Genomic DNA, 24,228 nt, shown 5'->3' with positions numbered 1-24,228 from the left:
AGGCCAGAGGTGCGGTGAATCTGGCGGAATGCACGGCTTTGTGGACGGGGACATCTGATGGTGGACGTGACCGTCGTCGGCAGTGGGCCGACGGGGTTGATGCTGGCGAGCGAGCTGCGGTTGCAGGGCGTGGACGTCGTGGTGCTGGACCGGGAGGCGGAGCCGACGTCGTTGGTGCGGGCGCTGGGGCTGCACGCGCGGAGCATCGAGATCATGGACCAGCGCGGGCTGCTGGAGCGGTTCCTGGCGCTGGGGACGCAGCACCGGGTCGGGGGATTCTTCGGGGGGCTCGGCAAGGAGTGGCCGCGGCGGCTGGATACGGCGCACGGATATGTGCTGGGGATCTTCCAGACGGTCACCGAACGGCTGCTGACCGAGCACGCGCGGGAGCTGGGCGTGGAGTTCAGGCGCGGCTGCGAGGTCGTGGGGCTGAGCCAGGACGACGAGGGGGTGACGGCGGAGCTGGCGGACGGGTCGCGGCTGCGGTCGCGGTACCTCGTGGGGTGCGACGGCGGCCGGAGCACGGTGCGCAAGCTGCTCGGCATCGGATTCCCGGGGGAGCCGAGCAGGGTGGAGACGCTGATCGGCGAGATGGAACTGGACGTCGACCAGGAGACGTTGGCGGCCGTGACGGCCGAGGTGCGCAAGACCGAGAAGCGCTTCGGGGCGATGCCGCTCGGTGACGGGACGTACCGGGTGGTCGTGCCCGCGAAGGGCGTCAGCGAAGACAGGGCGGTCCCGCCGACGCTGGAGGACTTCAAGGAGCGGCTGACGGCCTTCGGCGGCACCGACTTCGGCGTGCACTCACCGCGCTCGCTGTCGCGGTTCGGCGACACGACCCGCCTGGCGGACAGCTACCGCGTGGGCCGGGCGCTGCTGGCGGGGGACGCGGCGCACATCCACCCGCCGACCGGCGGCCAGGGCCTCAACCTCGGCGTGCAGGACGCGTTCAACCTCGGCTGGAAGCTGGCCGCCGCCGTCAACGGCTGGGCCCCGGAGGGGCTGTTGGACACCTACGAGACCGAGCGCCGCCCGGTGGCCGCCGCCGTACTGGACAACACCCGCGCCCAGATGGAGCTGATGTCCACGGAGCCGGGAGCCATGGCGGTGCGCCGACTGCTGTCGGAACTGGCCGAGTTCGAGAACGTCAACACGTATCTGATCGAGAAGATCACCGCGATCGCCATCCGTTACGACGTCGGCGAGGGGCACGAACTGCTCGGCCGGCGGCTGCGCGACGTGGAGTTGAAGCGCGGCCACCTCTACGGGCTGATGCGCCAGGGGCGCGGTCTGCTGCTCGACCGGACCGGCGCGCTCTCGGTCGACGGGTGGGCGGACCGGGTCGACCACGTGGTCGACGTCAGCGAGGAACTGGACGTCCCCGGAGTCCTGTTGCGCCCGGACGGCCATGTCGTGTGGGTCGGCGAGGACCAGGCGGACCTGCGCGCCCTGATGCCGAAGTGGTTCGGGGCCCCCGCCGACTGAGCGATCACGCCGACTGAGCGATCACGGCGACCATGAAGCTCACGGCGACCGTCAAGCTCACGGCGACCGACCGTCAAGCTCACGGCGATCACGGCCACCCACCCCGCTCGCCGTCAGGCGCCCGCCTCCGCCAGATAGCGGGTGAGCGCCGCCACGACCAGCGCGTGGTCCTCGACCTGCGGGAGGCCGGAGACGGCGACGACCCCGACCACGCCGACTCCCGCCACCCGCAGGGGGAACGCGCCCCCGTGCGCCGCGTACAGGTCGGGGTCGAGCCGCGAGGACTCCTCGAAGCTGCCGCCCTTGGCCCGGAACCGCTCGCCGACCAGCAGTGACGAGGCGTGGTAGCGCTCGACGACCCGCGCCTTACGGGCCAGCCAGGCGTCGTTGTCGGGGGTGGTGCCGTCCAGGGCGTGGTGGAAGAGCTGCTGACCGCCGCGCCGGATGTCGACGGTGACGGCGGCGCCGCCCTCGCGGGCCATCTCGACCAGCAGGGAGCCGAGCCGCCAGGCGTCGTCGTGGGTGAACCGGGGGAACACCAACTCCGCTTCCTGCGCCACGAGTTCGGCGACCCGCTCGCCACCGGGCGCGGTCACAGCGCCACCGTCCGGCCCTGCGCGGCCGAGAGCTTCGCGGCCTCCAGGACGTCCAGGGCGGCGGCGGCCTCCAGCGCCGTGACCGGCGGCGGGGTGCCGTCGCGCAGGGAGGCCAGGACACCGGCGTAGAAGGCGGGGTAGTCGCCGGGCACGGACGGCACCCGGCGCGAGTTGTCGTCGGTGCCGACGGTGCCCCACGAGGACTCCGGCTCCGCGCCCCACGCCGTGCCCTCGCCGGGGCGCAGGCCCTCGCGCAGCGCGGCCTCCTGCGGGTCAAGGCCGTAGGTGACGTAGCCGCCGAGGCTGCCGAGGACGCGGAAGCGCGGCCCGAGGCGGGCGGTGGTGGCGCTCATCCACAGGTGGGAGTGGACGCCGTTGGCGTGGGTGACGGCGATGAAGGTGTCGTCGTCCGCGGCGGCGCCGGGCCGCTGGACGTCGGACTCGGCGTACACCAGGGCGGCCGGGCCGAACAGCGCGAGCGCCTGGTCGACGAGGTGGCTGCCGAGGTCGTACAGCAGGCCGCCGATCTCGGCAGGGTCGCCGGACTCGCGCCAGCCGCCCTTGGGCTGCGGGCGCCACCGCTCGAACCGCGACTCGAAGCGCTGCACCTCGCCCAACTCGCCCTTGTCCAGCAGCCCTTGGAGGGTGAGGAAGTCGCTGTCCCAGCGCCGGTTCTGGAAGACGGAGAGCAGCAGGCCGCGGCGCTCGGCGAAGGCGGCCAGTTCGCGCGCCTCGGCCGCGGTGCCCGCGAGCGGCTTGTCCACCACGACCGGCAGCCCGGCGTCCAACGCGGCGGTGGCCAGCGGCACATGGGTGCGGTTGGGGGAGGCCAGGACGATCAGGTCCAGCTCGGACGCGCGCGCCCACAGCTCGTCGGCCGCCGCGGCGAAGCGTACGTCCGGGTGCTCGGCCAGCGCCTGGGCGCGGCGCTCGGGGCTGCCGGTGACGATCGTGTCGAGGACCAGGCCCTCGGTGGCGGCGATCAGCGGGGCGTGGAAGAAGGAGCCGGCCGGGCCGTAGCCGACGAGGCCGACGCGAAGGGGAGTGCCGGAGGTGCTCATGCGCTCCACTTTGGCAACAGTGTTGCCAAAGTGCAAGCGGGCGGGACAATGGCGGGGTGAACCCGTCCGCGCCCGGCGCCAACCTCCCCGCCCTCCGCAGCCACAACGCCGCGCTCGTCCTCGGCCTGCTCCGTACGGCCACGCTGTCGCCCGCCGACGCAGGCACGGACAGCGGCGATACGGACAGCCGGGGTACGAGCGGCGGCGGCACGGACAGCGGTGGTGCGGGCGGCGGCGGTACGGGCAGGGGCGGAACGGGCAGCGGCGGTACGGACGGCCGCGCGCGGGGCATCAGCCGCCTGGAGCTGGCCGAGCGGACCGGCCTCACCCCCCAGGCGGTCAGCAAGATCACCGCCCGGCTGCGGGCCGAGGGGCTGGTCGAGGAGGCCGGGCGGCGCGCCTCGACCGGCGGCAAGCCGCGCACCGAACTGCGGCTCGTCAGCGGCGCCCGGCACGCCGTCGGCGTCCACCTCGACGGGGAACGGCTCACCGCCGTCCTCACCGACCTCACCGGCCGTACCGTCGCCGAACGCGAGGCGCCGCTGGACCTCGGCCTGCCCGTGGAGTCCGCGCTCGCCGCGATCGTCCACGAAGTACGGCTCATCGCCGCCCGCGCCCCCGGCGCCGTCCTCGGCGTCGGCGTCGGCATGCGCGGCCCCCTCGACCACCGCACCGGCACCCTCCACCGCGTCACCGGCTTCCCGCACTGGCAGGGCGTCCCGCTCCGCGCCCGCCTGGCCGCCGCCCTCGGCCTCCCGGTCGCCCTCGACAAGAACACCAACGCGGCGGCCCTGTCGATCCTGGCCGAGGCCGTCCCGGCGGGAAGCGCCCCGACCGGGGCCGTTCTGGCCGGGACCGGGGAGGGCTCACCGCCCCCGGCCGCCGCCCCCGGCGAGTGGTCCGCAGCCGTCCGTCCCCGCCCCGCCGCAGGCGGCCCCCCGGCCTTCGCGTATCTGCACCTCGGGGCCGGGCTCGGCGCCGGGCTGGTGCTGGGCGGGGAGGTGTACCGGGGCGGGCGGACCGGGGCGGGGGAGTTCGGGCACCAGGCGGTGGAGCTGGGCGGGGTGCTGTGCGAGTGCGGCAACCGGGGCTGCCTGGAGGCGCTGTGCCTGGCGGCGGCCGGGCGCGGCGACACCGTGGGCGCGGCCCGGCTGCTGGGCGTCGGGGCGGCGAATCTGGTCGCGCTGCTCGACATCGACCAGGTGGTGCTGGGCGGCAGGACCGTACTGGCCGCGCCCGCCGTCTTCGCGGAGCAGGTCGCGGCCGTGCTGGCCGAACGCGGCCGGAGCGTGCCCGTGGGATTCGCCGCGGCGGGCCCCCGCGCGGTGGCCGAGGGCGCCGCCCTGCTCGTCCTGGCCCCGCTCTTCGGCAATGTCCTCACCCACGCCTGACGCGTCCCCGCCCGCCCGTGAGCAGGGCTCCGGGACCGGGCACCCCGTCCGGTCTGCGAGGATCGGGCAATGGCCGACGCAGATCCGCAGAGCCCGATCCGGGCGGGCATCCCGGAGCACGGGCGGGTGCCGAAGTACTTCGCCGTCAAGACCCGCCTCGAAGTCGTGCTCGACGAGTTGGGCGAGGGCGGACTGCTGCCCACGGAGCGGGAGTTGGCGGCCCGCTTCGAGGTGGCGCGGGAGACCGTACGGCAGGCGCTGCGCGAACTGCTGATCCAGGGCCGGGTGCGCCGCAGGGGCCGCGGCACCGTCGTGGCCGGGCCCAAGCTGGAACAGCCGCTGTCCACCGACAGCTACACCGAGGGCGTACGGCGGCAGGGCCGCGTCCCCGGCCGTAATCTGATCGCGCTGGAGCGGCTGCCCGCCGACCCCGGTCTCGCCGCAGAACTGCGGCTCGCGCCCGGCGACCCGGTGTGGCACATGGAGCGCGTGCTGCTCGCCGACGAGGAGCGGGTCGGCCTGGAGAGCACGTATCTCGCGGTGGCCCGACTGCCGCACCTGGAAAGGGACTTCGCGCCCGACACCTCCTTCTACGCCTTTCTGCGCGAGCGGATCGGCGTCGAGCCGGTCTCGGTGGACGAGCGGATCGAGACGGTGCTGGCCACACCGCGCGAGGCGCTGCTGATCGGTACGCCGCCCGCGCTGCCGATGCTGCTGCTGCACCGGTCGAGCCGGGACGAGGCGGGCGAGCCGCTGGAGCGGGTGCGGTCGCTCTACCGCGGCGACCGCTTCAGCTTCACCGTCCACATGGAGAAGAGCGACCGGCGGGGCTGAGGTCCCCGGTGGCCGACGTCCCCTTTTTAGTCACGAAATGATAACGGGTCTAGTCCAAGCTTGGAGACCTGTTCACCCGGACGTCGGTAGCCGGACGCGAGACGGCCACCCTCCGCCGCGAATCTCGACGGCGTGAGAGTCACTGTCGTAGGAGCCGGAGCGCTGGGCACGATGCATGCCTGGCACGCAGTCAACCGCGGCCACGAGGTCGTCCACCTGGAGCGCGAGCGGGAGGCCCGCGGCGCGTCCGTGCGCAACTTCGGCCTCGTGTGGGTCGGCGGCCGGGCGGCCGGTGCCGAACTGGAGACCGCGCTGCGCGCCCGCGAGCTGTGGGAGGGGATCGGGGCTCGCGTGCCCGGCGTCGGCTTCCGCGCCAACGGCTCGCTCACCGTGGTCCGCACCCCGGCCGAGCGGGCCGTCGCCGAGGACGTCCTGGGCCGCCCCGACGCCGCCGAGCGCGGCTACAAGTGGCTGTCGCCCACCGAGGTCGCCGCCCACAACCCGGCCCTGCGCGGCGAACTCCTCGGCGCCCTGCTCTGCGAGCGCGACGCCGCCGTCGAGTCGCGCGTCGCCCTGCCCGCCCTGCGCGCCCACCTCGAAGCGACCGGCCGCTACACCTTCGTGGCCGGCCGCGAGGTCCGCGACGTCGACACCGGCCTGGTCCGCGACGACCACGGCACGTCGTACGCCTCCGACAGCGTCGTCGTCGCCACCGGCGCCTGGCTGACCGGTCTCGTCAAGGAACTCGCGCCGAGCCTGCCGGTACGCAGGGTCCGGCTCCAGATGGCGCAGACCGACCCGCTCGGCGAACCGCTGACGACCTCCGTCGCCGACGCCGACAGCTTCCGCTACTACCCCGCCTACGACGGCGCCGCGCTCGACGCCCTGCGCGCGGGCCAGCCGCAGCCGCCGGTCGCCGCCGAGCACCGCATGCAACTGCTCATGGTCCAGCGCCTCGACGGCGGCCTCACCATCGGCGACACCCACGAATACGACGAAGCCTTCGCCTTCGACGTGATCGAGGACCCGTACGACCACCTGCTGGAACGGGCCGCCGAACTCCTCGGCCGCCCCCTGCCCAAGATCCGCCGCCGCTGGGCCGGGGTGTACGCGCAGTGCGCCGACACCACCCGGGTCGTCCACCGCGAGCAGGTACGCGACGGCGTGTGGCTGGTCACCGGCCCCGGCGGTCGCGGCATGACCTGCTCCCCGGCGATCGGCGAGGACACCGCGAACGAGATCGGCTGGTGAACGACATGACCGAGACCACGGCGGCTGCCGCCGCCCCCGCACCCACGGAGCCGGGACCCGCCGCCTCCGCCTCCGCCCCAGGCGATACGTCCGACCTGCGGCTTGTCGTCCTCGACATGGCCGGGACCACCGTCGCCGACGACGGGCTGGTCGAACTGGCCTTCTCGCGGGCGGCCGAGGAGCTGGGGGTCGAGCCCGGCAGCGCGGACCACAGCGCCAAACTCGGCTACGTACGCGCCACGATGGGCGAGTCCAAGATCACCGTCTTCCGCGCCCTGTTCGGTGACGAGCGGGCGGCACGGCGCGGCAACGCGGCGTTCGAGACCGCGTACGCCGCACTCGTCGACGGCGGCCGGTGCGCGCCGCTGCCCGGCGCGCGCGAGACGATCGACGCGCTGCGCGAGGCGGGCCGCAAGGTCGTCCTGACCACCGGCTTCTCCCGCGTCACGCAGGACGCGATCCTCGACGCGCTCGGCTGGCGCGATGTCGCCGACCTCACCTTGTGCCCGGCCGACGCGGGCCGTGGCCGCCCCTACCCCGACATGGTGCTCACCGCGCTGCTGCGCACCGGCACCGACTCCGTCCGCCAGGTCGCGGTGGCCGGCGACACCGCCTACGACATGCTCAGCGGCGTCCGCGCGGGCGCCCCGCTGGTCGCGGGCGTCCTGACCGGCGCTCACACCGAGCCCCAGCTCATCGCGGCGGGCGCCACCCACGTCCTGGCCTCGATCGCCGAACTCCCCGCCGCCGTCGCCCGCCGGGAGACCCCGCGATGACCGCCGCCGACCACCCGGCGGCGGAGCCGACGCCCGCGCCCCCGCGCGCGGGCACGACCGGCCCCGCGGGCATCCGGTTCGCGCAGGTGACCGTCGCCTACCACGGCCAGACGGTGCTGGACTCGCTCGACCTGACCGTCGAGCGCGGGGAGGTCATGGCGCTGCTCGGCCCGTCGGGGTCGGGGAAGACGACGGCGCTGCGGGCGGTGGCGGGGTTCGTGCGGCCGGTCAGCGGGCGGGTGGCGATCGGGGGACGGGACGTGACGGACCTGCCGCCGTACCGGCGGGGCATCGGGATGGTGGTGCAGCAGTACGCGCTCTTCCCGCATCTGCGGGTGGACCAGAATGTGGCGTTCGGGCTCAAGGCGCAGAAGGTGCCGCGCGGCGAGGTGCCCGGGCGGGTGGCGGACGCGCTGGAGATGACCGGCATGGCCGCGTACGCCCGGCGCTATCCGCGGGAGCTGTCCGGCGGGCAGCAGCAGCGCGTGGCCATCGCCCGCGCGCTGGCGATCAGGCCGGGGGTGCTGCTGCTCGACGAGCCGCTGTCGGCGCTCGACGCGCAGCTCCGCTCCGGGATGCTCACCGAACTGGCCCGGCTGCACCGCGAGTTGCCCGAGGTCTCGATCCTGTACGTCACCCACGACCAGATCGAGGCGCTGACGCTCGCCGACCGTATCGCCGTCCTGGACAAGGCCAGGCTCCGGGACTGCGGCACCCCGCGCGACCTCTACCGGCACCCGCGCACGGCCTTCACGGCCTCCTTCGTGGGCAACGCCAATCTGCTGAACGTCAGCGCGGGGGAGGACGGCGCCGTACGGCTGGCGGACACCACCCTCCAGGTGGCCGCGAGCGGTACGGACGGCCCGGCGCCTGGCGCCGAGGCGACGCTGTGCGTCCGCCCGCACGCGCTGCGGCTGGCCGCCGCATCCGAGGAAGGCGGCGGCAACGTCCTGCGCGGCACCGTCACCGCCGTGCAGTGGCGCGGCCACACGCACCGGCTGCTCGTCGCGGCGTACGGGCACGAACTGCGCGCCGACGTAGGGGACTTGCGGCAGCCGCCGCGGGCGGGCGACGAGGTCGGGCTGACCTTCGCGGCCGAGGACGCGGTGCTGCTGCCCGCGGGGCTCGGCGCGGGAGGTGTCGGCGTTGGCTAGGACGACGCAGGCGCCGCTCGTACCGGAGGCGAAGCCGGACGCCACACCGGACGCGAAGCCGGACGCCACACCGGCCGCGAAGCCGGACGCCACACCGGCCGCGAAGTCGGACGCCACACCGGACGCCACACCGGCCGCGCGCACCGCCACGTCCGCCGCGGACAAGGGCGGTTCGCGGCGGCTGACCGTGCCCGGCCCGCTCTGGGCCCTGCCGCCCCTGGCCGCGATCGGCTTCTTCTTCCTCTATCCGCTCTTCCTGGTCGGCAAGCAGTCCCTCTCACCGGACAGCGGCGGCCACTCCGTGTCCGCGTACACCGACGTGTTCACGGAGGAGTCGTTCCGCGAGGCGCTGTGGAACACCGTGTGGATCGCGGTCGGTTCGACCGCGGGCTGTCTGGTCCTCGGCTTCGTCCTGGCCCTGGTGATCGCCTTCGTGCCGTTCCCCGGCGGCAAGGCGCTCAGCCGCTTCATCGACATCTTCCTGGCCTTCCCCTCCTTCCTGATCACCCTCGCTCTGCTGTTCCTCTACGGCACCGTCGGCATGGCCAACGGCCTGTGGACGGACGTGACGGGCGGCGCGAGCGGCAGCGGCCCGATCGACTTCCTGCGCACACCGTGGGGCGTACTCCTGGCGGAGATCACGTACTTCACGCCCTTCGTGATGCGCCCGCTGCTCGCGGCCTTCTCCCAGGTGGAGACCGCCCAGTTGGAGGTCGCCTCGTCGCTGGGCGCGCGGGCGCCGCGGATCGTACGGCAGGTGATCCTCCCCGAGGCGCTGCCGTCGCTCGCGGCGGGCGGCAGCCTCGTCCTGGTCATGTGCCTCAACGAGTTCGGCATCGTGCTCTTCACCGGCGCCAAGGGCGTCACCACCCTGCCGATGCTCGTCTACAGCAAGGCGATCCTCGACGGCGACTACCCGGGGGCGTGCGTCGTCGCGGTCGTCGCCGTCGTGCTGTCGGTGACGCTCTACGGCCTCTACCGGGCCGTCGTGGCCCGTACCACCACCCTCGCAGGAGGCTTCACCGGAGGTGCCCGCCGTGCTGGTGCATAGCCGCAGCGGTCGCTGGACGGCCTGGGCCGTCTTCTTCGTCCTGTTCCTGCCGGTCTTCGCGCTGCCCTTCCTCGTCGTGCTGATGGCGTCCTTCGCCACCAACTGGAGCGGCGCCTTCCCGTCCCACCCGACGCTGACGCACTATCAGGACATCACCAAGGGCGACTCGGCGCACGCCCTGACCACAAGCCTGTGGACGGCGCTGGCCGCCAGCGTGCTGGCCCTGCTCGTCGGCGGCTGGGCGGCGCTCGCCGCCGAACGCCTGCGCGGCTGGCAACGGCGCCTGCTCGACACCCTGTTCATGCTGCCCGTCGCCGTGCCGTCCGTCGTGGTCGGCCTGTCCCTGCTGGTCGCCTTCTCCAAGCCGCCGCTGCTGCTCAACGGCACCCGCGAGATCGTGATCCTGGCCCACACCGTCCTGGTCACCGCCTTCGCCTACCAGTCCGTGAGCGCCGCGCTCGTCCGCCTCGACCCGGCGTACGAGCAGAGCGCCGCGAGCCTGGGCGCGCGGCCCGCGTACGTGCTGTGGCGGATCAGGCTTCCGCTGCTGCTGCCCTCGCTCACCGCCGCCGCCGGACTCTGCTTCGCCCTGTCCATGGGCGAGTTGAGCGCCACGATGATGCTCTACCCGCCCGACTGGCTGCCGCTGCCGGTCCAGATCTACGGCGCGACGAACCGCGGTTCGCTCTACTCGGGCGCCGCCCTGGCCGTCGTCCTCATGGTGACGACCCTGCTCGTCCTGCTCGGGATGTCCCGCGTCCGCACCCGGGCCTCCTACCGCTGACCCCCTTTTCCCCATTCTCCTTCCCGATTGACCACACCCAGCAAGGAGTTCGACCTGCCATGCGCAAGCGCAGCCCCATCACCCCGCTCACCGCCGTCGCCGGCACCCTCACGCTCGGTCTCGCCCTCGCCGCCTGCGGCGGCTCCTCCGACTCCGGCTCCGGTTCCTCGGACGGCAAGGCGTCCACCGAGGTCACCGTCTACAGCGCCGACGGCCTGCACAACGAGGCCGGGGACGGCTTCTACGACAAGGTGTTCAAGGACTTCACGGCGAAGACCGGCATCAAGGTCAACTACGTCGAGGGCGGCTCGGGCGAGGTCGTGCAGCGCGTGATCCGCGAGAAGTCCAACACCAAGGCCGACCTGATCGTCACGCTGCCGCCCTTCATCCAGCAGGCCGACGCCAAGGGGCTGCTGACCACGTACAAGCCCGCCGGTTCCGACACGGTCGACGCCGCCGACAAGGGCGCGGACGGCAACTGGACCTCGATCGTCAACAACTACCTGTGCTTCATCTACAACACCAAGGAACTGCCGACCCCGCCCAAGACCTGGAACGACCTGCTGGACGGCAAGTTCAAGAACAAGCTCCAGTACTCCACCCCCGGTGTCGCGGGCGACGGCACCGCCGTCGTCATCAAGGCCATGCACGACTTCGGCGGCCAGGCCCCGGCGATGGAGTACCTGAAGAAGCTCCAGGCCAACAACGTCGGCCCGTCCGCGTCCACCGGCCAGCTCGCCTCCAAGGTCGACAAGGGCGAACTGCTGGTCGCCAACGGCGATGTGCAGATGAACTACGCGGACCAGGCGACGATGCCGCACCAGGGCATCTTCTTCCCGGCCGCCGACGCCTCGGGCAAGCCGACCACCTTCGCGCTGCCGTACGCGGCCGGGCTGGTGAAGAACGCGCCGCACGAGGACGCGGCCAAGAAGCTGCTCGACTACTTCCTGACCACCGAGGTCCAGCAGCAGGTCTCCTCGATCGGCGGCGGCTTCGCGGCCCGCACCGACGTGACCGCGACCGACGCCAACGCCGCCAAGCTCAAGCAGATCATGTCGGGCGTGGACGTCTTCACCCCCGACTGGTCCGACATCGACGCCCACCTGACCGACTACGTGGACGCGTGGAAGACCGCCACCGGAAGCTGACTCCTGGCCGAGCGGCAGGTCACCGGTCCGCCGGCCGTTGGCTGACCGGGGGGACCGCCGTGACGCGGCGGCCGACCAGCACGCGAGACGGCCGGGGCGGGTGCCATCCGCCCCGGCTACGCTGGTGAGTGAAGCCGTGGGCAGAAGCCGGCGTGCTGAGGCCGTGGGCTGAAGCCGTGCGCGGAAGCCGTGCGCGGAAGCGGCGCGCGGATGCCGCGAGCGGATGCCCCGGGCGCGAGCTGTGCGAGGAACAGGAGAGCGGAACCCGTGTCGACACGCAGGCCCATCGAGTCGTGGCTCACCGACATGGACGGGGTGCTGATCCATGAGGGCACGCCCATCCCGGGCGCCGACGCCTTCATCAAGGGGCTGAAGGAGTCCGGCAAGCCCTTCCTGGTGCTCACCAACAACTCCATCTACACCCCGCGCGACCTGCACGCCCGGCTGACCCGCATGGGTCTCGACGTACCGGTCGAGAACATCTGGACGTCCGCGCTGGCCACCGCCAAGTTCCTGGACGACCAGCGCCCCGGCGGCACCGCGTACGTGATCGGCGAGGCGGGGCTGACCACCGCCCTGCACGACGTCGGCTACATCCTCACCGACACCGACCCGGACTACGTCGTCCTCGGCGAGACCCGCACCTACAGCTTCGAGGCGCTCACCAAGGCGATCCGGCTGATCAACAACGGCGCCCGCTTCATCGGCACCAACCCCGACGAGACCGGGCCGTCCCCCGAGGGCGTGCTGCCCGCGACCGGCTCGGTGGCCGCGCTGATCACCAAGGCCACCGGCAAGGACCCCTACTTCGTGGGCAAGCCCAACCCGCTGATGATGCGCGCCGGGCTCAACGCGATCGGCGCGCACAGCGAGACCAGCGCGATGATCGGCGACCGGATGGACACCGACGTGCTGGCCGGTCTGGAGTCCGGCATGACCACGTTCCTGGTGCTGACCGGCCTCACCGCGCCCGCCGACATCGACCGCCACCCGTTCCGCCCCTCGCGCGTCGTGAACTCGATCGCGGACCTCGTGTCGGAGATCTGAGCCCCGGCCCGCAGCCCCCAGCGCCGGCCCCCGAGCCGGCGCGCAGCCCCCGGAGCCCCGGGCCCGGGAAAGCCGAGCCGACACACCGCTCCATCACTCTCCGTAGAGCGTCCCTCACCCTGATGGACGATTGAGGCGCCCCTCGGGGTGCGGGCGGCGGCCGTCGCAGGGATGTTCGTAAGCACCGGGCGCGAGTCCCCGCTCCCGGACGAGCGGAGGTCTCCATGTTCGGTCTGAAACTGCCCGTCATCGCCGCAGCCGGTGCCGTCGGAGTGTTCGCGCTCGGTGGCGCCTCGGGGCTGCCCAGCCAGGCGATCGCCGACTCGGGCGGAGGGGGATCGTCGTCCTCTTCCTCCTCGTCGTCGTCCTCGTCCTCGTCGTCCAGTTCCTCGGACTCGATGGACGTGTCGCCCGCCAGCGTGGCGCCGGGTGGTGTCGTGAGCCTGCACCTGGAGACCTCCTGCAAGTCCGGCGGCAAGGCCCGCGCCAGCGCCGAGGTCTTCGTGGACACCGTCACCCTCGCCCCGGCGAGCGACGGCTCCCACTCGCTCGAAGGCACCGCGTTCATCAAGTCCGACGCGGTCGACGGCTCGTACGAGATCTCCGTCGAGTGCAACGGCTCCTCCAGCTCCGCGTCCGCGTCCGTGACGGTCACCGGCGCCAGCACCTCGCTGCCGATCGCGCCCGTCCCCGCGGGCGGCGGCGGTACCGCGCAGCTCGCGGCCGGGCCCGGCACGGCCGGTTCCGACACCAGCGCGCTGCTGGTCACCGGCGGCTTCGCGGCCATCGGTCTGGCGGGCCTCGTGATCCACCGGCGCCGCAGCTCCGACCGCGGCTGACCGGGATGGCGGAAGGGGCGGAGGCCGCGGGCGGCGGCGAGGACGGTCCACGGCCCGACAACAGGACCTGGACGACCGCGGCCGTCGCCCTCGTGCTGCTCGCGGCCTGGCTGTTCGGACACGACGGCGGCGGCAGCGGTACGGAGGCCACCCCCGGCGGCCGGGCGCTGGCCGCCGCCGCTGCCGACCGCCCGCGCGAGGTCTACGCCCCCCACCTGCCGATGCCCGCCTCCACGCCGCTGCGCATCGACATCGCCTCGATCGGGCTGCACGCCAAGCTCGTCGGCCGCGGCCTGAAGGACGGCGCGGTCGACCCGCCGCCGTACGCCACCCCGGACGTCGCGGGCTGGTACCGCGACGGACCGTCGCCGGGAACGGCGGGCGCGGCGCTGATCGTCGGCCACGTCGACACCGAGACCCGCGCGGCCGTCTTCTACGGGCTGAGCACCGTCGAGCCGGGCGCGCTGGTGGAGGTGACCCGTGCGGACGGCACGGTCGCCGAATTCTCCGTCGAGGGCGTCGAGGTGGTGGAGAAGGACCACTTCGACGCCAACCGGGTGTACGGGTCCTCCGGGCGCCCGGAACTGCGGCTGATCACCTGCGGCGGCTCCTTCGACAAGGAGAAGCAGGCGTACTCGGCGAACGTCGTGGTCTTCGCGGCGCTGACCGGCAACCGCACGACCTGACGCACGCAGTACGACCTGACGCACGCAGTACGGCCCGAGGCGCGTGCGCCCGACGCACGTACGGCCCGACGGCGTACGACCTGACGCACGTACGGCCCGGCACGCCGACGGCCTGACGCGCGTGTCGAGACCCGCATCCCTCCCGGGGTGCGTACCGCGCCCGGCCGGTGGCTCGCCTCCCCCGCGAAGCCGCCCGGCCGGGCGCTCCTCACCCTCGGGCGCCTGGACTGCGGGAGGCGTCCGGCGCGGCCGGGGGAGTGGGGGGAACCGTGGGGGCGTGGGGCAGTTGGGCCCTGAAGCGGATGAGCACGGCGCCGTCCACGGCGTGGTGCACCTGGACCCCGTCGATCGTCACCGGGTGGGCCGCGGCCTCGGCGAGCCGCCTGCACAGGTCCCTGGCCTCGTCGCGGGCCGGTTCCGGCACCGGCTCCGCGCCGTCGCCGGGCAGCCCGTGGTCGTAGCCGTAGTCGGTGACCGCGACCGCGCAGTGCCCGCCGTCCACGCCCAGGGTGACGCGGTAGCGCCGGGCCAGGCTGTGGGCGACCAGGTAGGCGCACGCCAGTGAGGTGGCGTCGGTGATCAGGGCGCCGATCCCGCCGTACGGGCCGCCGAGCGTGTCGAGGGCGGCGCGGGTCATACGGGCCGCCAGTTCGTCGCTGCCGGGCAGGCGGCCGACGGAGAAGGTCCAGGACACGTCGAGCACCGGGCGGTCGGCTTCGCGTGGGGGGAGGTACGCGGATGCCGCGAGCTTGACCATGGGCAAACCAAGTCCTGGCGTCGTCGGGCCGTGCCTGAGCGGACGGGAGAGTACGGGTCTGAGCGCCGCGACCGGGGTCGCGGGCCGCGAAGTGCCCCACACCCTAGAACACCGAACTCCCGCGCACCAGAGGGAATATGACGGTTGGTTACACGTTCTCTACGCAATGCGACGTCACCGGCCGCGGCATGGGCGGCGTCACCGGCCGGGGCCCCCGCGCAGCTCCGCCGCGTCCACCGTGCTGTCGAGCAGGCCCTGCGCCAGGTCGGACAGCCGGATGCGGCGCGTCCTGGCGTGGCTGCGCAGCGCGGTGAAGGCGGCGTCCACGCTCACCTGCCAGCGCTCGGCGAGCAGCCCCTTGGCCTGCTCGACCAGGACCCGGCTCTCCAGCGCGGACTGGAGCTGGTCGGCGAGCTGTTCGCGCTGCCGTCTGACGCGGCGCTGGAGCACCCCGATGGTGGTGACGTCGGCGAGCGCCTGGGCCAGCTCGGCGTAGCCGTCGGGGAGCGGGCCGGGCGCCGTACGGAACAGCGTCAGGGCGCCGATGGTCTCCTCGCGCCAACGCATGGGGACGGCGAGGACGGCGCCGTAGCCCGCGGCCAGCGCGGCCCCGGTGAAATCGGGCCAGCGGCCCGCCGCCGCGCCCAGCACGTCGGCGCGCACCGGCGCGCCCGCGCGGTGGCACTCCCGGCCGGGGCCCTCGGCGGCGACCAGCGCCCGTACGGCCTCGTCCGTGACCGCGACCACCTCAGGCTCCGCGCTCCCGCGTGATTCCGCCACCAGCAGCAGCCCGGCCGCCGCCGCCCCGAGCACCCCGACACACCGCCCGACCAGCACGTCCCCGACCGCGCCGCCCCCGTCGAGCGTGTCGGCCACGGCCACGAAGGCCGCCCCGAGCGCGGCGGCGTACGGCTCGGGCGCCGGGGAGTCGGCGGGAGCGCCGGGCCGGACCCCGGAAGGGCCGCTCGTGGCCGGACCGTTCGTGGCCGGACCGTTCGAGGCGGGGCCGCTCGTGGCGGGACCCTTCGTGGGAGGGCCGGAAGGATCACCTGGCGCGCTGTGGCTCATTCTCGCTGCTCCCCGTTCGTGCCCGGCCCCCGTTGCCGGACTCGCAGCCGAGTATCCGCCGTCGGGTCGGCGCGGCGCCTCCGCCGTAGGTCGGAGACGGCGGAGCAGCGCGGGGCCCGCGGGGCGAGCGGGAACGCGGAGTCCGTCATACCTTGGCAATCGGTGGGCTCCTCCCGAGCACCGAGAGCCGAGTACCGAGCACCCGGAGCCGCCGACCCGAGAACCGCCGCGAGCCCAGCGCCCACGACCGAGAACCGGAAGCCACCACGTCCCACGGTCCGCCCGAGGAGGTCCGGATGCCCGTGCCCGATCCGAAGGGCGAGGCACTGCGCCCTGTGCCGCCCGCGAGCGCCGCGCCCGACCGGGTGGAGGAGTCGCGGGCCACCGGCACACCGCAGGGCCTCAAGGCCGCGCTGACCGAGCTGCTGGGCGCGGACAAGGTCCTCACTGGCGTCTCCGACCTCGTGCGCTACGCCTCCGACGCCAGCCCGTACCGCTTCGTGCCGCAGGCCGTCGTCCTGCCCGAGAGCGCGCAGGACGTCGTCAGGCTGCTGGCCTACGCCCGCCGCGAGCGCCGCCACCTGGTCTTCAGAGCCGCGGGCACCAGCCTGAACGGCCAGGCGCAGGGCGAGGACATCCTGGTGGACGTGCGCCGCCACTTCAGCGGCGTCGAGGTCGAGGCCGACGGCGCGCGGGCCCGTATTCTGCCCGGCACCGTACTCGCGCGGGCCAACGCCACCCTGGCCCGGCACGGCCGGGTGCTCGGCCCCGACCCGGCCAGCGCCGTCGCGTGCACGGTCGGCGGAGTCGTCGCCAACAACGCGTCCGGGATGGCCGCGGGCACCAGCCGCACCTCGTACCGCACGGTCACCTCGATGACCGTCGTGCTGCCGTCTGGCACCCTCGTGGACACCGGCGACCCCGACGCCGACGCGGCGCTGGCCGCCGCCGAGCCCGAGCTGTGCCAGGGCCTGCTCGACCTGCGGGACGAGATCGAGGCCGACGAGGAGCTGACCGCCAGGATTCGCGCGAAGCACGCGATCAAGAACACCAACGGCTACCGGCTCGACGCCTTCCTCGACGCCGAGACGCCCGCGCAGATCCTGCGCGGTCTGATGGTCGGCTCGCAGGGCACCCTCGGCTTCGTCGCCGAGGCCGTCTTCGAGACGCTGCCGATACGCGCGGCGGCCACCGCCGCCCTGCTGTTCTTCCCGACGCTGCCCGCCGCCGCCGCGGCCGTGCCGCTGTTCAACCAGGCGGGGGCCGACGCTGTCGAGCTGATGGACGGCAATACCCTGCGGGCCGCCGTGGGCGTGCCCGAGGTGCCCGGGGAGTGGGCCGCGCTGCCGCGCGAGACGACCGCGCTGCTGGTGGAGTTCCGGGCCGCCGACGACACGGAGCTGGCCGCGTACGAGCGGGCCGCCGTCCGGGTCTGCGACGACCTCGGCCTGGTCACGCCCGTACCGTCCGCGGACAACGCCTTCACCCGCGACCCGGCGCGGATCGCCGGCCTGTGGCGTATCCGCAACGCCTTCGTCGCGGCCGTCGGGAGCGCCCGCCCGTCGGGCACCACGCTGATCACCGAGGACTTCGCCGTACCGCCGGAGCTGCTCGCCGACGCCTGCGCCGAGCTGCTGGAACTCCAGGAGCGGCACGGCTTCGACGCGGCCGTCGCGGGCCACGCCGCGCACGGCAATCTGCACTTCCTGCTGACCTTCGACGCGGCCGACCCCGCCGACGTGGAGCGGTACGCCGCCTTCATGGACGACTTCTGCCACACCGTCGTCGAGCGGTTCGACGGCTCGCTGAAGGCCGAGCACGGCACCGGCCGCAACATCGCGCCCTTCCTCGAACTGGAGTGGGGCGCGAAGGCCACCGCCCTGATGTGGCGGGTCAAGCGGCTGCTCGACCCGGACGGCGTCCTCGCCCCCGGCGTCGTCCTCGACCTGGACCCGCGCGGCCACCTGCGCGGCCTCAAGACGATCCCGGCCATCGAGGCCGTCGCCGACGCCTGCATCGAGTGCGGCTTCTGCGAGCCCACCTGCCCCAGCCGCGACCTGACCACCACTCCCCGACAGCGGATCGTGCTGCGCCGCGAGATGCTCCGCCAGCCGCCCGGCTCCCCGGTCCTCCAGGCGCTCCTGGACGCGTACGGATACGACGCCGTCGACACCTGCGCGGGCGACTCCACCTGCGCGCTGGCCTGCCCGGTCGGCATCGACACCGGCGCGATGATGCGGGACTTCCGGCACGCGGGGCACTCCCGTACCGAGGAGCGGGTCGCCGCCTCCGTCGCCACCCACTGGAAGGCCGCGGAACGCGCCGCCCGCGCCGCGGTGGCCGCCGCCGACGCGGTACGCGACCGGGTCGGCGACCGCCCGCTGACCGCGGGCACCGGCCTGGCCCGCAGAGCCGTACGCCCGGACCTGATACCCGAATGGCTCCCCGAGATCCCCGGCGCCGCCCCCCGGCTGCCCCGCACCGAGAAGGACGGCGCGACCGCCGTGTACTACCCGGCGTGCGTCAACCGCGTCTTCGGCGTCCCGGCCACCCGGTACGGGTCGCTGCCGCAGGCCGTCGTCAGCGTCTCCGCGCGGGCCGGTCGCCCGGTGTGGATCCCGGACGACGTCACGGGCACCTGCTGCGCCACCATCTGGCACTCCAAGGGCTACCTGGCGGGCAACGCGGTGATGGCCAACCGGATCGTGGAGGCGGCCTGGCTGTGGACCGGCGGCGGACGGCTGCCGATCGTGGTCGACGCCAGCTCCTGCACGCTCGGCCTGGCCCGCGACGTCGTGCCGTACCTCTCCGACGCCAACCGTGAACTGCACGGCGAGCTGACCGTCATCGACTCCGTCGTCTGGGCCGCCGAGCACCTGCTGCCGCGGCTGACGGTCACCGACACCGTCGCGTCCGCCGTCCTGCACCCGACCTGCTCGATGCGGCACCTCGGCGACACCGGCGCGCTGGAGACCGTCGCGCGGGCCTGCGCCCGCGAGGTCGTCGTGCCCGACGACGCGGGCTGCTGCGCCTTCGCGGGCGACCGCGGGATGCTGCACGAGGAGCTGACCGAGGCCGCGACGCGCCCCGAGGCCGAGGAGGTCGCGGCGCGCGGCTACGACGCGTATCTGTCGGCGAACCGGATGTGCGAGCTGGGCATGGAACACGCCACGGGCGAGGCGTACGAGTCGGTGCTGATCGCGCTGGACCGCGCGACACGCGGCCTGCCGGTCACCCACGCGGCGCCCGCGCCGGACGCCCGGGACACGACGACAGCGGTCACACCGGATTGAGCGGCGGGTCCTGCGGGTGGGCCGGCAGGGGCCGTTGCTGGGGCGCGAGCAGCAGCAGGACCACGTCGTCGGTGAGCGAGCCGCCCGCGTGCTCCAGCAGATCGCTGTAGACCCGCTCCACGGCGTCGTCCAGGTCGTACGAGGCACCGGCCACCAGGCGGCCGACCCGCTCGGCCAGCGGGTAGAAGGAGTTGTCCCGCGGGCTGCGCGCCTCGATCACCCCGTCGGTGCACAGCACCAGCACGTCGCCCGGCATGAGCGGCACCCGCCATGGGGTGGGCCCCTCGGCCACCATGTCGGCCAGGCCCAGCGGCAGCCATGGCTCGTTCGGGTACAGCGTCTCCACCTCGCCGTCCCGCGAGACCCGCAGCGGCGGCACATGGCCGTAGTGCAGCAGTTCCACGCTGTCCGGCTTGTCGAACTGCGCGAACAGCGCCGTGATGAAGTCCCCGCCGGTCACATGCCGGCCGACGCTGATGTCCACCCGGCGCGCCACCCGGTCGAGTCCGCCCTCGTCGAACGCGGCCTCGCGGAAGGCGCCGAGCACCACGGCCGAGGTCTGCACCGCGCCCAGGCCCTTGCCGCGCACGTCGCCGATCAGCGCCCGCACGCCGTACGGGGTGTCGAGCACCGCGTACAGGTCGCCGCCGATCTGCGCCGCGTCGGCCGCCGACACGTACCGCACGGCCAGTTGGATACCGCCCACGCGCGGGGCGGGCGGGCGCATCAGGGCGTGCTGGGCGGCCTCGGCGACGGAGGTGATGGCGCTGAACGCCTTCGCGCCGGTCTCGCGGCGCCAGGCGATGTAGATGCTGAAGAGGGTCACCGAGCCGTACGCGAAGACCTGGCCGAAGAACACGTCGTGATCGGGGATCTCGGCGATGCCGTCGTAGGGCGCGAGCGCCGCCTGGACGATCAGGCCCAGCACGCCGATGAACAGGGTCCGCCGCCAGTTGACGGTGATCGCGGCCAGCGGCGGCGCGGCCACGATGCCCGGCGTGATGAAGTGGTCCCGGCCCGCCGCGAGATCGGCGATCACGACCAGCGCGATGACCAGCAGGGGGAGCGACATACCCATACGTGACAGGTATTCGTCCTCCACATGCTGTAGCGCCCTGACCACGCGGACATTCTTCACACGGTGAACCTATCTGGCCTTTCCGGCCGGGTCAGCCGCTCGTCCAACTCGTCAAGGACCAGCCGGTCGCCGTCCACCTGGCCCGTGCGGTACGCCGCGCGGCCCACGATATGAGCCGCGACCGGCACAGTCATCAGCTGAAACGTGCCAATCAGTACCAGCGTTCCCAGATCCACCCAGGAACGCAACCGCAGGGCGACCCCGAGCAGCACCAACAGCAGCCCGAGCACCTGCGGCTTGGTCGCCGCGTGCATACGGGTGAGGGTGTCGGGCAGCTTCAGCAGCCCGACCCCGGCCACGAAGCTCAGCCCCGCGCCGAGCAGCAGGCACACCGCCGCGGCCCAGTCGCCCACCGCGGTCCAGCTCATCCGCCCGTCTCCTCACCGTCAGCGGCCGTGCCCTCCCGGCCGTCATCCCTTTTCGGCCGCTCGGTCCGCTCGGTCCGTTCGGCCCCCTCGGGCTCCACCGGCTCCCCCGGCCGCCCCGGCCCTCCTGGCTCCCCTGACCCCGCCGGCTCCTGCCCGCCCGGCCGCTCCGGGGGCTCCGCGCCGCGCACCGCGATGAAGCGGGCGCTGGCCACCGAGCCGGTGAAGCCGAGGAAGGCCAGGACCAGCAGCACCGGCAGGGTGTACGGGGTGCGCGCCTCGGCGGCCCGCGCGCCGAGTCCGGCCACCACGACCGCCAGCAGCGCGTCCACCGCCACCGCCCGGTCCAGCATCGAGGGGCCGCGCGCCAGCCGGACGAAGACCATCACGCCGGAGGCGACCAGCAGGGCGAGCACCACCCCCGTCACCCAGTTCACGGCGCACCCGTACCCGGCTCGGGGGCCGTCAGGTCCGCGATCTCCGCGCGGGTGCCGAACGCCCGTACCACCAGCTGCTCCAGGCGTCTGACCTCGGCGCGGGCCTGGTCCGTGCCCGCGCTGTCGGAGCCCATGACGTGGACGAAGAGCGTGCCGGTGGAGCGCTGGATCTCCAGTACGGCGCTGCCCGGCACCGCGCAGACCGCCACGGCCGTCGCGGTCAGCATCAAGTCGCTGCGGGAGCGCAGCGGTACGGCGAGCACCGCGCAGGGCAGCGGCGACGGGGTGAGGATCTGCCAGACCGTACGCAGCCCGGCCACCGTCAGATCGGCCAGGAAGTAGGCGGCGAAGCGGACCAGGCCCACCGGGTGCAGCCGCAGTTCGAGTTCGAGCGGCGGGAGGGGGAAGGCCAGGCAGAGCACGACGCCGACGGCCAGGCCGGTCAGCACATTGCCCGCGGTGACCTTTCCCCACAGCAGCACCCAGACCACGGCCAGCCAGAGCACCAGCGGCCACTGGATTCTCCGCAGGGTACGCACCCGCCGAATGCTCGCAGACCGGACACGTGTGACGCGCCTACGACACGGGTGTCACGTTCCGGCCGTTGTGTTGCGCCGGGTGAACGTTCTGCGACAGCAGTGAGTACAGGGGTGGCTGGGACGGTTGGGGCTCCTTAGGGTCGCCGTGTACCTGCCACTCGGCCGCCGCCACCCGCCTCGCGGCGGCGGCCACTTGGCACCCGCCGCTTGTCGTTCACCGTGCTGGAGGACCCCTGTGCGTAAGAGAGTCATCGCGTCCACTGCCGCCGCCCTCGGCCTGCTGCTGGCGATCCCGGCGGCCGCTGCCGACACGGGGCCGGGCGCGCCCGGCATCGGCGACCCGTACTACCCGACCTACGGGAACGGCGGCTACGACGTCTCCCACTACGACCTGAACCTCGACTACCAGCCCAGCACCGACCTGCTGTCGGGCACCGCCGTCATCACGGCGACCGCCACCCAGGGACTGACCAGCTTCGACCTGGACTTCGCGCTGACCGTCAGCCGGGTCACCGTCGACGGGAAGCCCGCCGCCTTCGCCACCAGCGGCGAGCAGGAACTGGTCATCACCCCGGCCAGGCCGATCGCCAAGGGCCACCGGATCACCGTCGCCGTCACGTACTCGGGCGTCCCCTCCACCGTGAAGCGCTACGGCTTCACGTCGTGGCAGCGCACCCCGGACGGCGCAGTCGCCGCCAACGAACCCGAATCCGCGTGGTGGTGGTTCCCCAGCAACGACCACCCGGCCGACAAGGCCACCTACGACGTGCGCGTCAAGGTCCCCGACGGCGACCAGGCGATCAGCAACGGGCTGCTGGTCTCGCGGAAGTCCGAGGACGGCCGGACCAGCTACCACTGGCGCGAGACCAAGCCGCAGGCCACGTACCTCACCACGTTGGCCGTCGGCCACTTCGACATCACGCACAGCCGCACCCGCACCGGCGTCCCGGTCATCAACGCGTACAGCGCCGACCTCCCCGCGGCCACCGCCGCCAACGCCCGCGCCAGCGTGGAGCGGACCGCCGAGATCGTCGACTTCCTCAGCGGCTGGTTCGGCCCCTACCCCTTCGACGCGGCCGGCGGCTACGTGCCCAACGTGACCTCGCACTTCGCGCTCGAAGCGCAGACCCGCGTCTTCTACAGCCCCAGCTCCTTCGCCACCAAGGCCAACACCAACGTCGTCTCGCACGAACTGGCCCACCAGTGGTGGGGCGACGACGTCTCGCTGGAACGCTGGTCCGACATCTGGCTCAACGAGGGCTTCGCCAGCTACGCCCAGTTCCTGTGGGCCGAGCACGAGGGCACCGGCACCCCGCAGCAGCTCGCCCGGGACATCTACGACGCGCACCCCGCCGACGACCCGTTCTGGACGGTCAAGCCGGGCGACCCCGGCCCCGACAACCAGTTCGACGACGCCGTCTACGACCGCGGCGCCGTCGCCATCCAGGCGCTCCGCGACACCATCGGCGACCGCGACTTCCGTACCCTGCTCAAGGCGTGGCCCGCCCTGCACCGCTACGGCAACGCCACCATCGCCGACTTCCAGCGGCTCGCGGAGCGGATCTCCGGGCAGCGCCTCGGCACCTTCTTCCAGACCTGGCTCTACACCGCCGCCAAGCCCGCGGTCTTCCCCTCGGCGCCGTGAGGCACCATTGACCGGTGGACACGCCGACGGGTGAGACGAGTGAGCTGCGGGCCGACTGCGGCGACTGCTTCGGGCTGTGCTGCGTGGCCCTCGCCTTCACCCGCTCCGCGGACTTCGCCGCGGACAAGGCCGCCGGGGAGCCCTGCGGGCACCTCGGCGGCGACCACCGCTGCGGCATCCACCGCGAACTGCGGGGCCGCGGCTACCGGGGCTGCACCGTCTACGACTGCTTCGGCGCGGGCCAGAAGCTCTCCCGGATCACCTTCGGCGGGCAGGACTGGCGCGACGCCGCCGACGGGGGGCGGTCGATGTTCGCGCTGCTGCCGGTCGTCCGGCAGCTCCACGAACTCCTCCGCTACCTCGGCGAGACACTGGCGCTGCCTTCCGCCCGGCCCGTGCACGCCGCCGCCGAGGCGGCCGTCGCCCGGATCTCCGGGCTCACCCTCGGCACCCCCGAGGCCCTGCTCGCCCTCGACGTCGCCGCCGAGCGCGCGCCCGTCAACGAGATCCTGCTCCGCGCCAGCGCCCTGGCCCGCGCCGGCACCCCCGGCCGCGACCGGCGCGGCGCCGACCTCATCGGCCGCGGGTTCCGCGGGGCGGACCTGCGCGGCACCGACTTCCGCGGGGCCTATCTGATCGCCGCCGACCTGCGGCGGGCCGACCTGCGCCTCGCCGATCTCATCGGTGCCGATCTCCGCGACGCCGATCTGCGCGGGGCGGATCTGCGCGGGGCCCTCTTCCTCACCCCGCCCCAACTCACCGCCGCCCGCGGCGACTCCACCACCGTCCTTTCGCCAGGTGGCCCGCCCCGCCCCTCCCATTGGACCTGACGCCCGGGGCAGGACGCGCCCCGTCGGGGGCATGGGGAACCGCGCGCTCAACT

General features: G+C 73.6%; 23 protein-coding genes. 15 read left to right on the top strand and 8 right to left on the bottom strand.

Annotated elements, in window-relative coordinates; all coding sequences use genetic code 11:
• Window positions 1-57: 57 nt before the first annotated feature.
• A complete protein-coding gene (gene rox / locus ACIP4Z_RS04055; protein ID WP_401304896.1) occupies window positions 58-1,485 on the top strand; it encodes a rifampin monooxygenase in 1,428 nt (475 codons plus the stop codon).
• A 113-nt stretch (window positions 1,486-1,598) separates the two neighbouring features.
• Here the strand turns inward: rox and ACIP4Z_RS04050 are convergent, their stop codons facing one another.
• Together ACIP4Z_RS04050 and ACIP4Z_RS04045 are read right to left on the bottom strand one after the other, a co-directional pair.
• Window positions 1,599-2,081: a heme-degrading domain-containing protein gene (locus tag ACIP4Z_RS04050; protein WP_355343140.1), complete on the bottom strand. Its 483-nt coding sequence runs from the start codon at window positions 2,079-2,081 to the stop codon at window positions 1,599-1,601.
• A complete protein-coding gene (locus ACIP4Z_RS04045; RefSeq protein WP_401304894.1) occupies window positions 2,078-3,142 on the bottom strand; it encodes a Gfo/Idh/MocA family oxidoreductase in 1,065 nt (354 codons plus the stop codon). Before ACIP4Z_RS04045 ends, ACIP4Z_RS04050 begins: the two co-directional genes overlap by 4 nt.
• Before the next feature lie 56 nt (window positions 3,143-3,198).
• Here ACIP4Z_RS04045 and ACIP4Z_RS04040 point away from each other — a divergent pair, with 56 nt between their 5' ends.
• The 11 genes from ACIP4Z_RS04040 (at window position 3,199) to ACIP4Z_RS03990 (ending at window position 14,103) form a co-directional block, all read left to right on the top strand.
• The gene (locus ACIP4Z_RS04040; RefSeq protein WP_401304892.1) at window positions 3,199-4,533 is read left to right on the top strand and encodes an ROK family transcriptional regulator; all 1,335 of its coding nucleotides are present in this window, start codon (window positions 3,199-3,201) and stop codon (window positions 4,531-4,533) included.
• Window positions 4,534-4,602: 69 nt separating this feature from the next.
• The gene (locus ACIP4Z_RS04035) at window positions 4,603-5,367 is read left to right on the top strand and encodes a GntR family transcriptional regulator (protein ID WP_355343149.1); all 765 of its coding nucleotides are present in this window, start codon (window positions 4,603-4,605) and stop codon (window positions 5,365-5,367) included.
• A gap of 132 nt (window positions 5,368-5,499) precedes the next feature.
• Window positions 5,500-6,618, top strand: a complete 1,119-nt coding sequence (locus ACIP4Z_RS04030) for a TIGR03364 family FAD-dependent oxidoreductase (protein ID WP_391047079.1) — start codon at window positions 5,500-5,502, stop codon at window positions 6,616-6,618.
• 5 nt (window positions 6,619-6,623) lie between these two features.
• Window positions 6,624-7,394: a phosphonatase-like hydrolase gene (locus ACIP4Z_RS04025; protein ID WP_401304890.1), complete on the top strand. Its 771-nt coding sequence runs from the start codon at window positions 6,624-6,626 to the stop codon at window positions 7,392-7,394.
• Entirely contained in the window at window positions 7,391-8,548 is a 1,158-nt protein-coding gene (locus tag ACIP4Z_RS04020) for an ABC transporter ATP-binding protein (RefSeq protein WP_401304888.1), read from the top strand. The genes ACIP4Z_RS04025 and ACIP4Z_RS04020 overlap by 4 nt, the downstream gene beginning before the upstream one ends.
• Entirely contained in the window at window positions 8,541-9,599 is a 1,059-nt protein-coding gene (locus ACIP4Z_RS04015) for a 2-aminoethylphosphonate ABC transporter permease subunit (RefSeq protein ID WP_401304886.1), read from the top strand. The genes ACIP4Z_RS04020 and ACIP4Z_RS04015 overlap by 8 nt, the downstream gene beginning before the upstream one ends.
• A complete protein-coding gene (locus ACIP4Z_RS04010) occupies window positions 9,586-10,383 on the top strand; it encodes an ABC transporter permease subunit (protein ID WP_391163942.1) in 798 nt (265 codons plus the stop codon). The genes ACIP4Z_RS04015 and ACIP4Z_RS04010 overlap by 14 nt, the downstream gene beginning before the upstream one ends.
• A gap of 59 nt (window positions 10,384-10,442) precedes the next feature.
• Complete coding sequence (locus tag ACIP4Z_RS04005) at window positions 10,443-11,531, top strand: 2-aminoethylphosphonate ABC transporter substrate-binding protein (RefSeq protein WP_401304883.1); 1,089 nt, start codon at window positions 10,443-10,445, stop codon at window positions 11,529-11,531.
• A 267-nt stretch (window positions 11,532-11,798) separates the two neighbouring features.
• Window positions 11,799-12,578 (top strand): HAD-IIA family hydrolase, encoded by a 780-nt coding sequence (locus ACIP4Z_RS04000; RefSeq protein WP_355343169.1) that lies wholly within the window; start codon window positions 11,799-11,801, stop codon window positions 12,576-12,578.
• Window positions 12,579-12,802: 224 nt separating this feature from the next.
• Window positions 12,803-13,417: a hypothetical protein gene (locus ACIP4Z_RS03995; protein WP_391163940.1), complete on the top strand. Its 615-nt coding sequence runs from the start codon at window positions 12,803-12,805 to the stop codon at window positions 13,415-13,417.
• Window positions 13,418-13,422: 5 nt separating this feature from the next.
• A complete protein-coding gene (locus tag ACIP4Z_RS03990; protein ID WP_188283612.1) occupies window positions 13,423-14,103 on the top strand; it encodes a class F sortase in 681 nt (226 codons plus the stop codon).
• Window positions 14,104-14,311: 208 nt separating this feature from the next.
• On the opposite strand, the gene ACIP4Z_RS03985 is transcribed toward ACIP4Z_RS03990, so the two are convergent.
• A complete protein-coding gene (locus tag ACIP4Z_RS03985; RefSeq protein ID WP_401304881.1) occupies window positions 14,312-14,860 on the bottom strand; it encodes a hypothetical protein in 549 nt (182 codons plus the stop codon).
• 198 nt (window positions 14,861-15,058) lie between these two features.
• Window positions 15,059-15,928: a GAF and ANTAR domain-containing protein gene (locus tag ACIP4Z_RS03980; protein ID WP_355343177.1), complete on the bottom strand. Its 870-nt coding sequence runs from the start codon at window positions 15,926-15,928 to the stop codon at window positions 15,059-15,061.
• Window positions 15,929-16,224: 296 nt separating this feature from the next.
• On the opposite strand from ACIP4Z_RS03980, the gene ACIP4Z_RS03975 reads away from it, so the two are divergent.
• On the top strand, window positions 16,225-19,221 hold the full coding sequence (locus ACIP4Z_RS03975) for an FAD-binding and (Fe-S)-binding domain-containing protein (protein WP_401304879.1): 2,997 nt from the start codon (window positions 16,225-16,227) through the stop codon (window positions 19,219-19,221).
• Here the strand turns inward: ACIP4Z_RS03975 and ACIP4Z_RS03970 are convergent.
• From ACIP4Z_RS03970 to ACIP4Z_RS03955, 4 genes are read right to left on the bottom strand one after another with little or no spacing between them, the layout of a single operon-like run.
• The gene (locus ACIP4Z_RS03970; RefSeq protein ID WP_355343183.1) at window positions 19,208-20,359 is read right to left on the bottom strand and encodes a PP2C family protein-serine/threonine phosphatase; all 1,152 of its coding nucleotides are present in this window, start codon (window positions 20,357-20,359) and stop codon (window positions 19,208-19,210) included. The two genes, ACIP4Z_RS03975 and ACIP4Z_RS03970, sit on opposite strands and share 14 nt — an antisense overlap.
• Window positions 20,356-20,727: a monovalent cation/H(+) antiporter subunit G gene (gene mnhG / locus ACIP4Z_RS03965; protein WP_355343185.1), complete on the bottom strand. Its 372-nt coding sequence runs from the start codon at window positions 20,725-20,727 to the stop codon at window positions 20,356-20,358. The genes ACIP4Z_RS03970 and mnhG overlap by 4 nt, the downstream gene beginning before the upstream one ends.
• On the bottom strand, window positions 20,724-21,161 hold the full coding sequence (locus tag ACIP4Z_RS03960; protein ID WP_355343188.1) for a monovalent cation/H+ antiporter complex subunit F: 438 nt from the start codon (window positions 21,159-21,161) through the stop codon (window positions 20,724-20,726). The genes mnhG and ACIP4Z_RS03960 overlap by 4 nt, the downstream gene beginning before the upstream one ends.
• Window positions 21,158-21,700: a Na+/H+ antiporter subunit E gene (locus ACIP4Z_RS03955; RefSeq protein WP_355343191.1), complete on the bottom strand. Its 543-nt coding sequence runs from the start codon at window positions 21,698-21,700 to the stop codon at window positions 21,158-21,160. Before ACIP4Z_RS03955 ends, ACIP4Z_RS03960 begins: the two co-directional genes overlap by 4 nt.
• Before the next feature lie 235 nt (window positions 21,701-21,935).
• Between ACIP4Z_RS03955 and ACIP4Z_RS03950 the strand changes: the two genes are divergently transcribed.
• Window positions 21,936-23,345 carry a M1 family metallopeptidase gene (locus ACIP4Z_RS03950; protein ID WP_401304875.1) on the top strand — a complete coding sequence of 470 codons (1,410 nt, stop codon included), beginning with the start codon at window positions 21,936-21,938 and terminating at the stop codon, window positions 23,343-23,345.
• A 14-nt stretch (window positions 23,346-23,359) separates the two neighbouring features.
• Window positions 23,360-24,175 (top strand): pentapeptide repeat-containing protein, encoded by an 816-nt coding sequence (locus ACIP4Z_RS03945; protein ID WP_401304873.1) that lies wholly within the window; start codon window positions 23,360-23,362, stop codon window positions 24,173-24,175.
• The last annotated feature ends 53 nt before the right edge of the window (window positions 24,176-24,228 follow it).

Origin of the sequence: Streptomyces sp. NPDC088910 (genome assembly GCF_044749865.1) — a bacterium.
GTDB lineage: Bacteria > Actinomycetota > Actinomycetes > Streptomycetales > Streptomycetaceae > Actinacidiphila.
The sequence above is the reverse complement of the archived record's forward strand: the minus strand, read 5'-3'. Positions and strand labels throughout refer to the sequence as shown.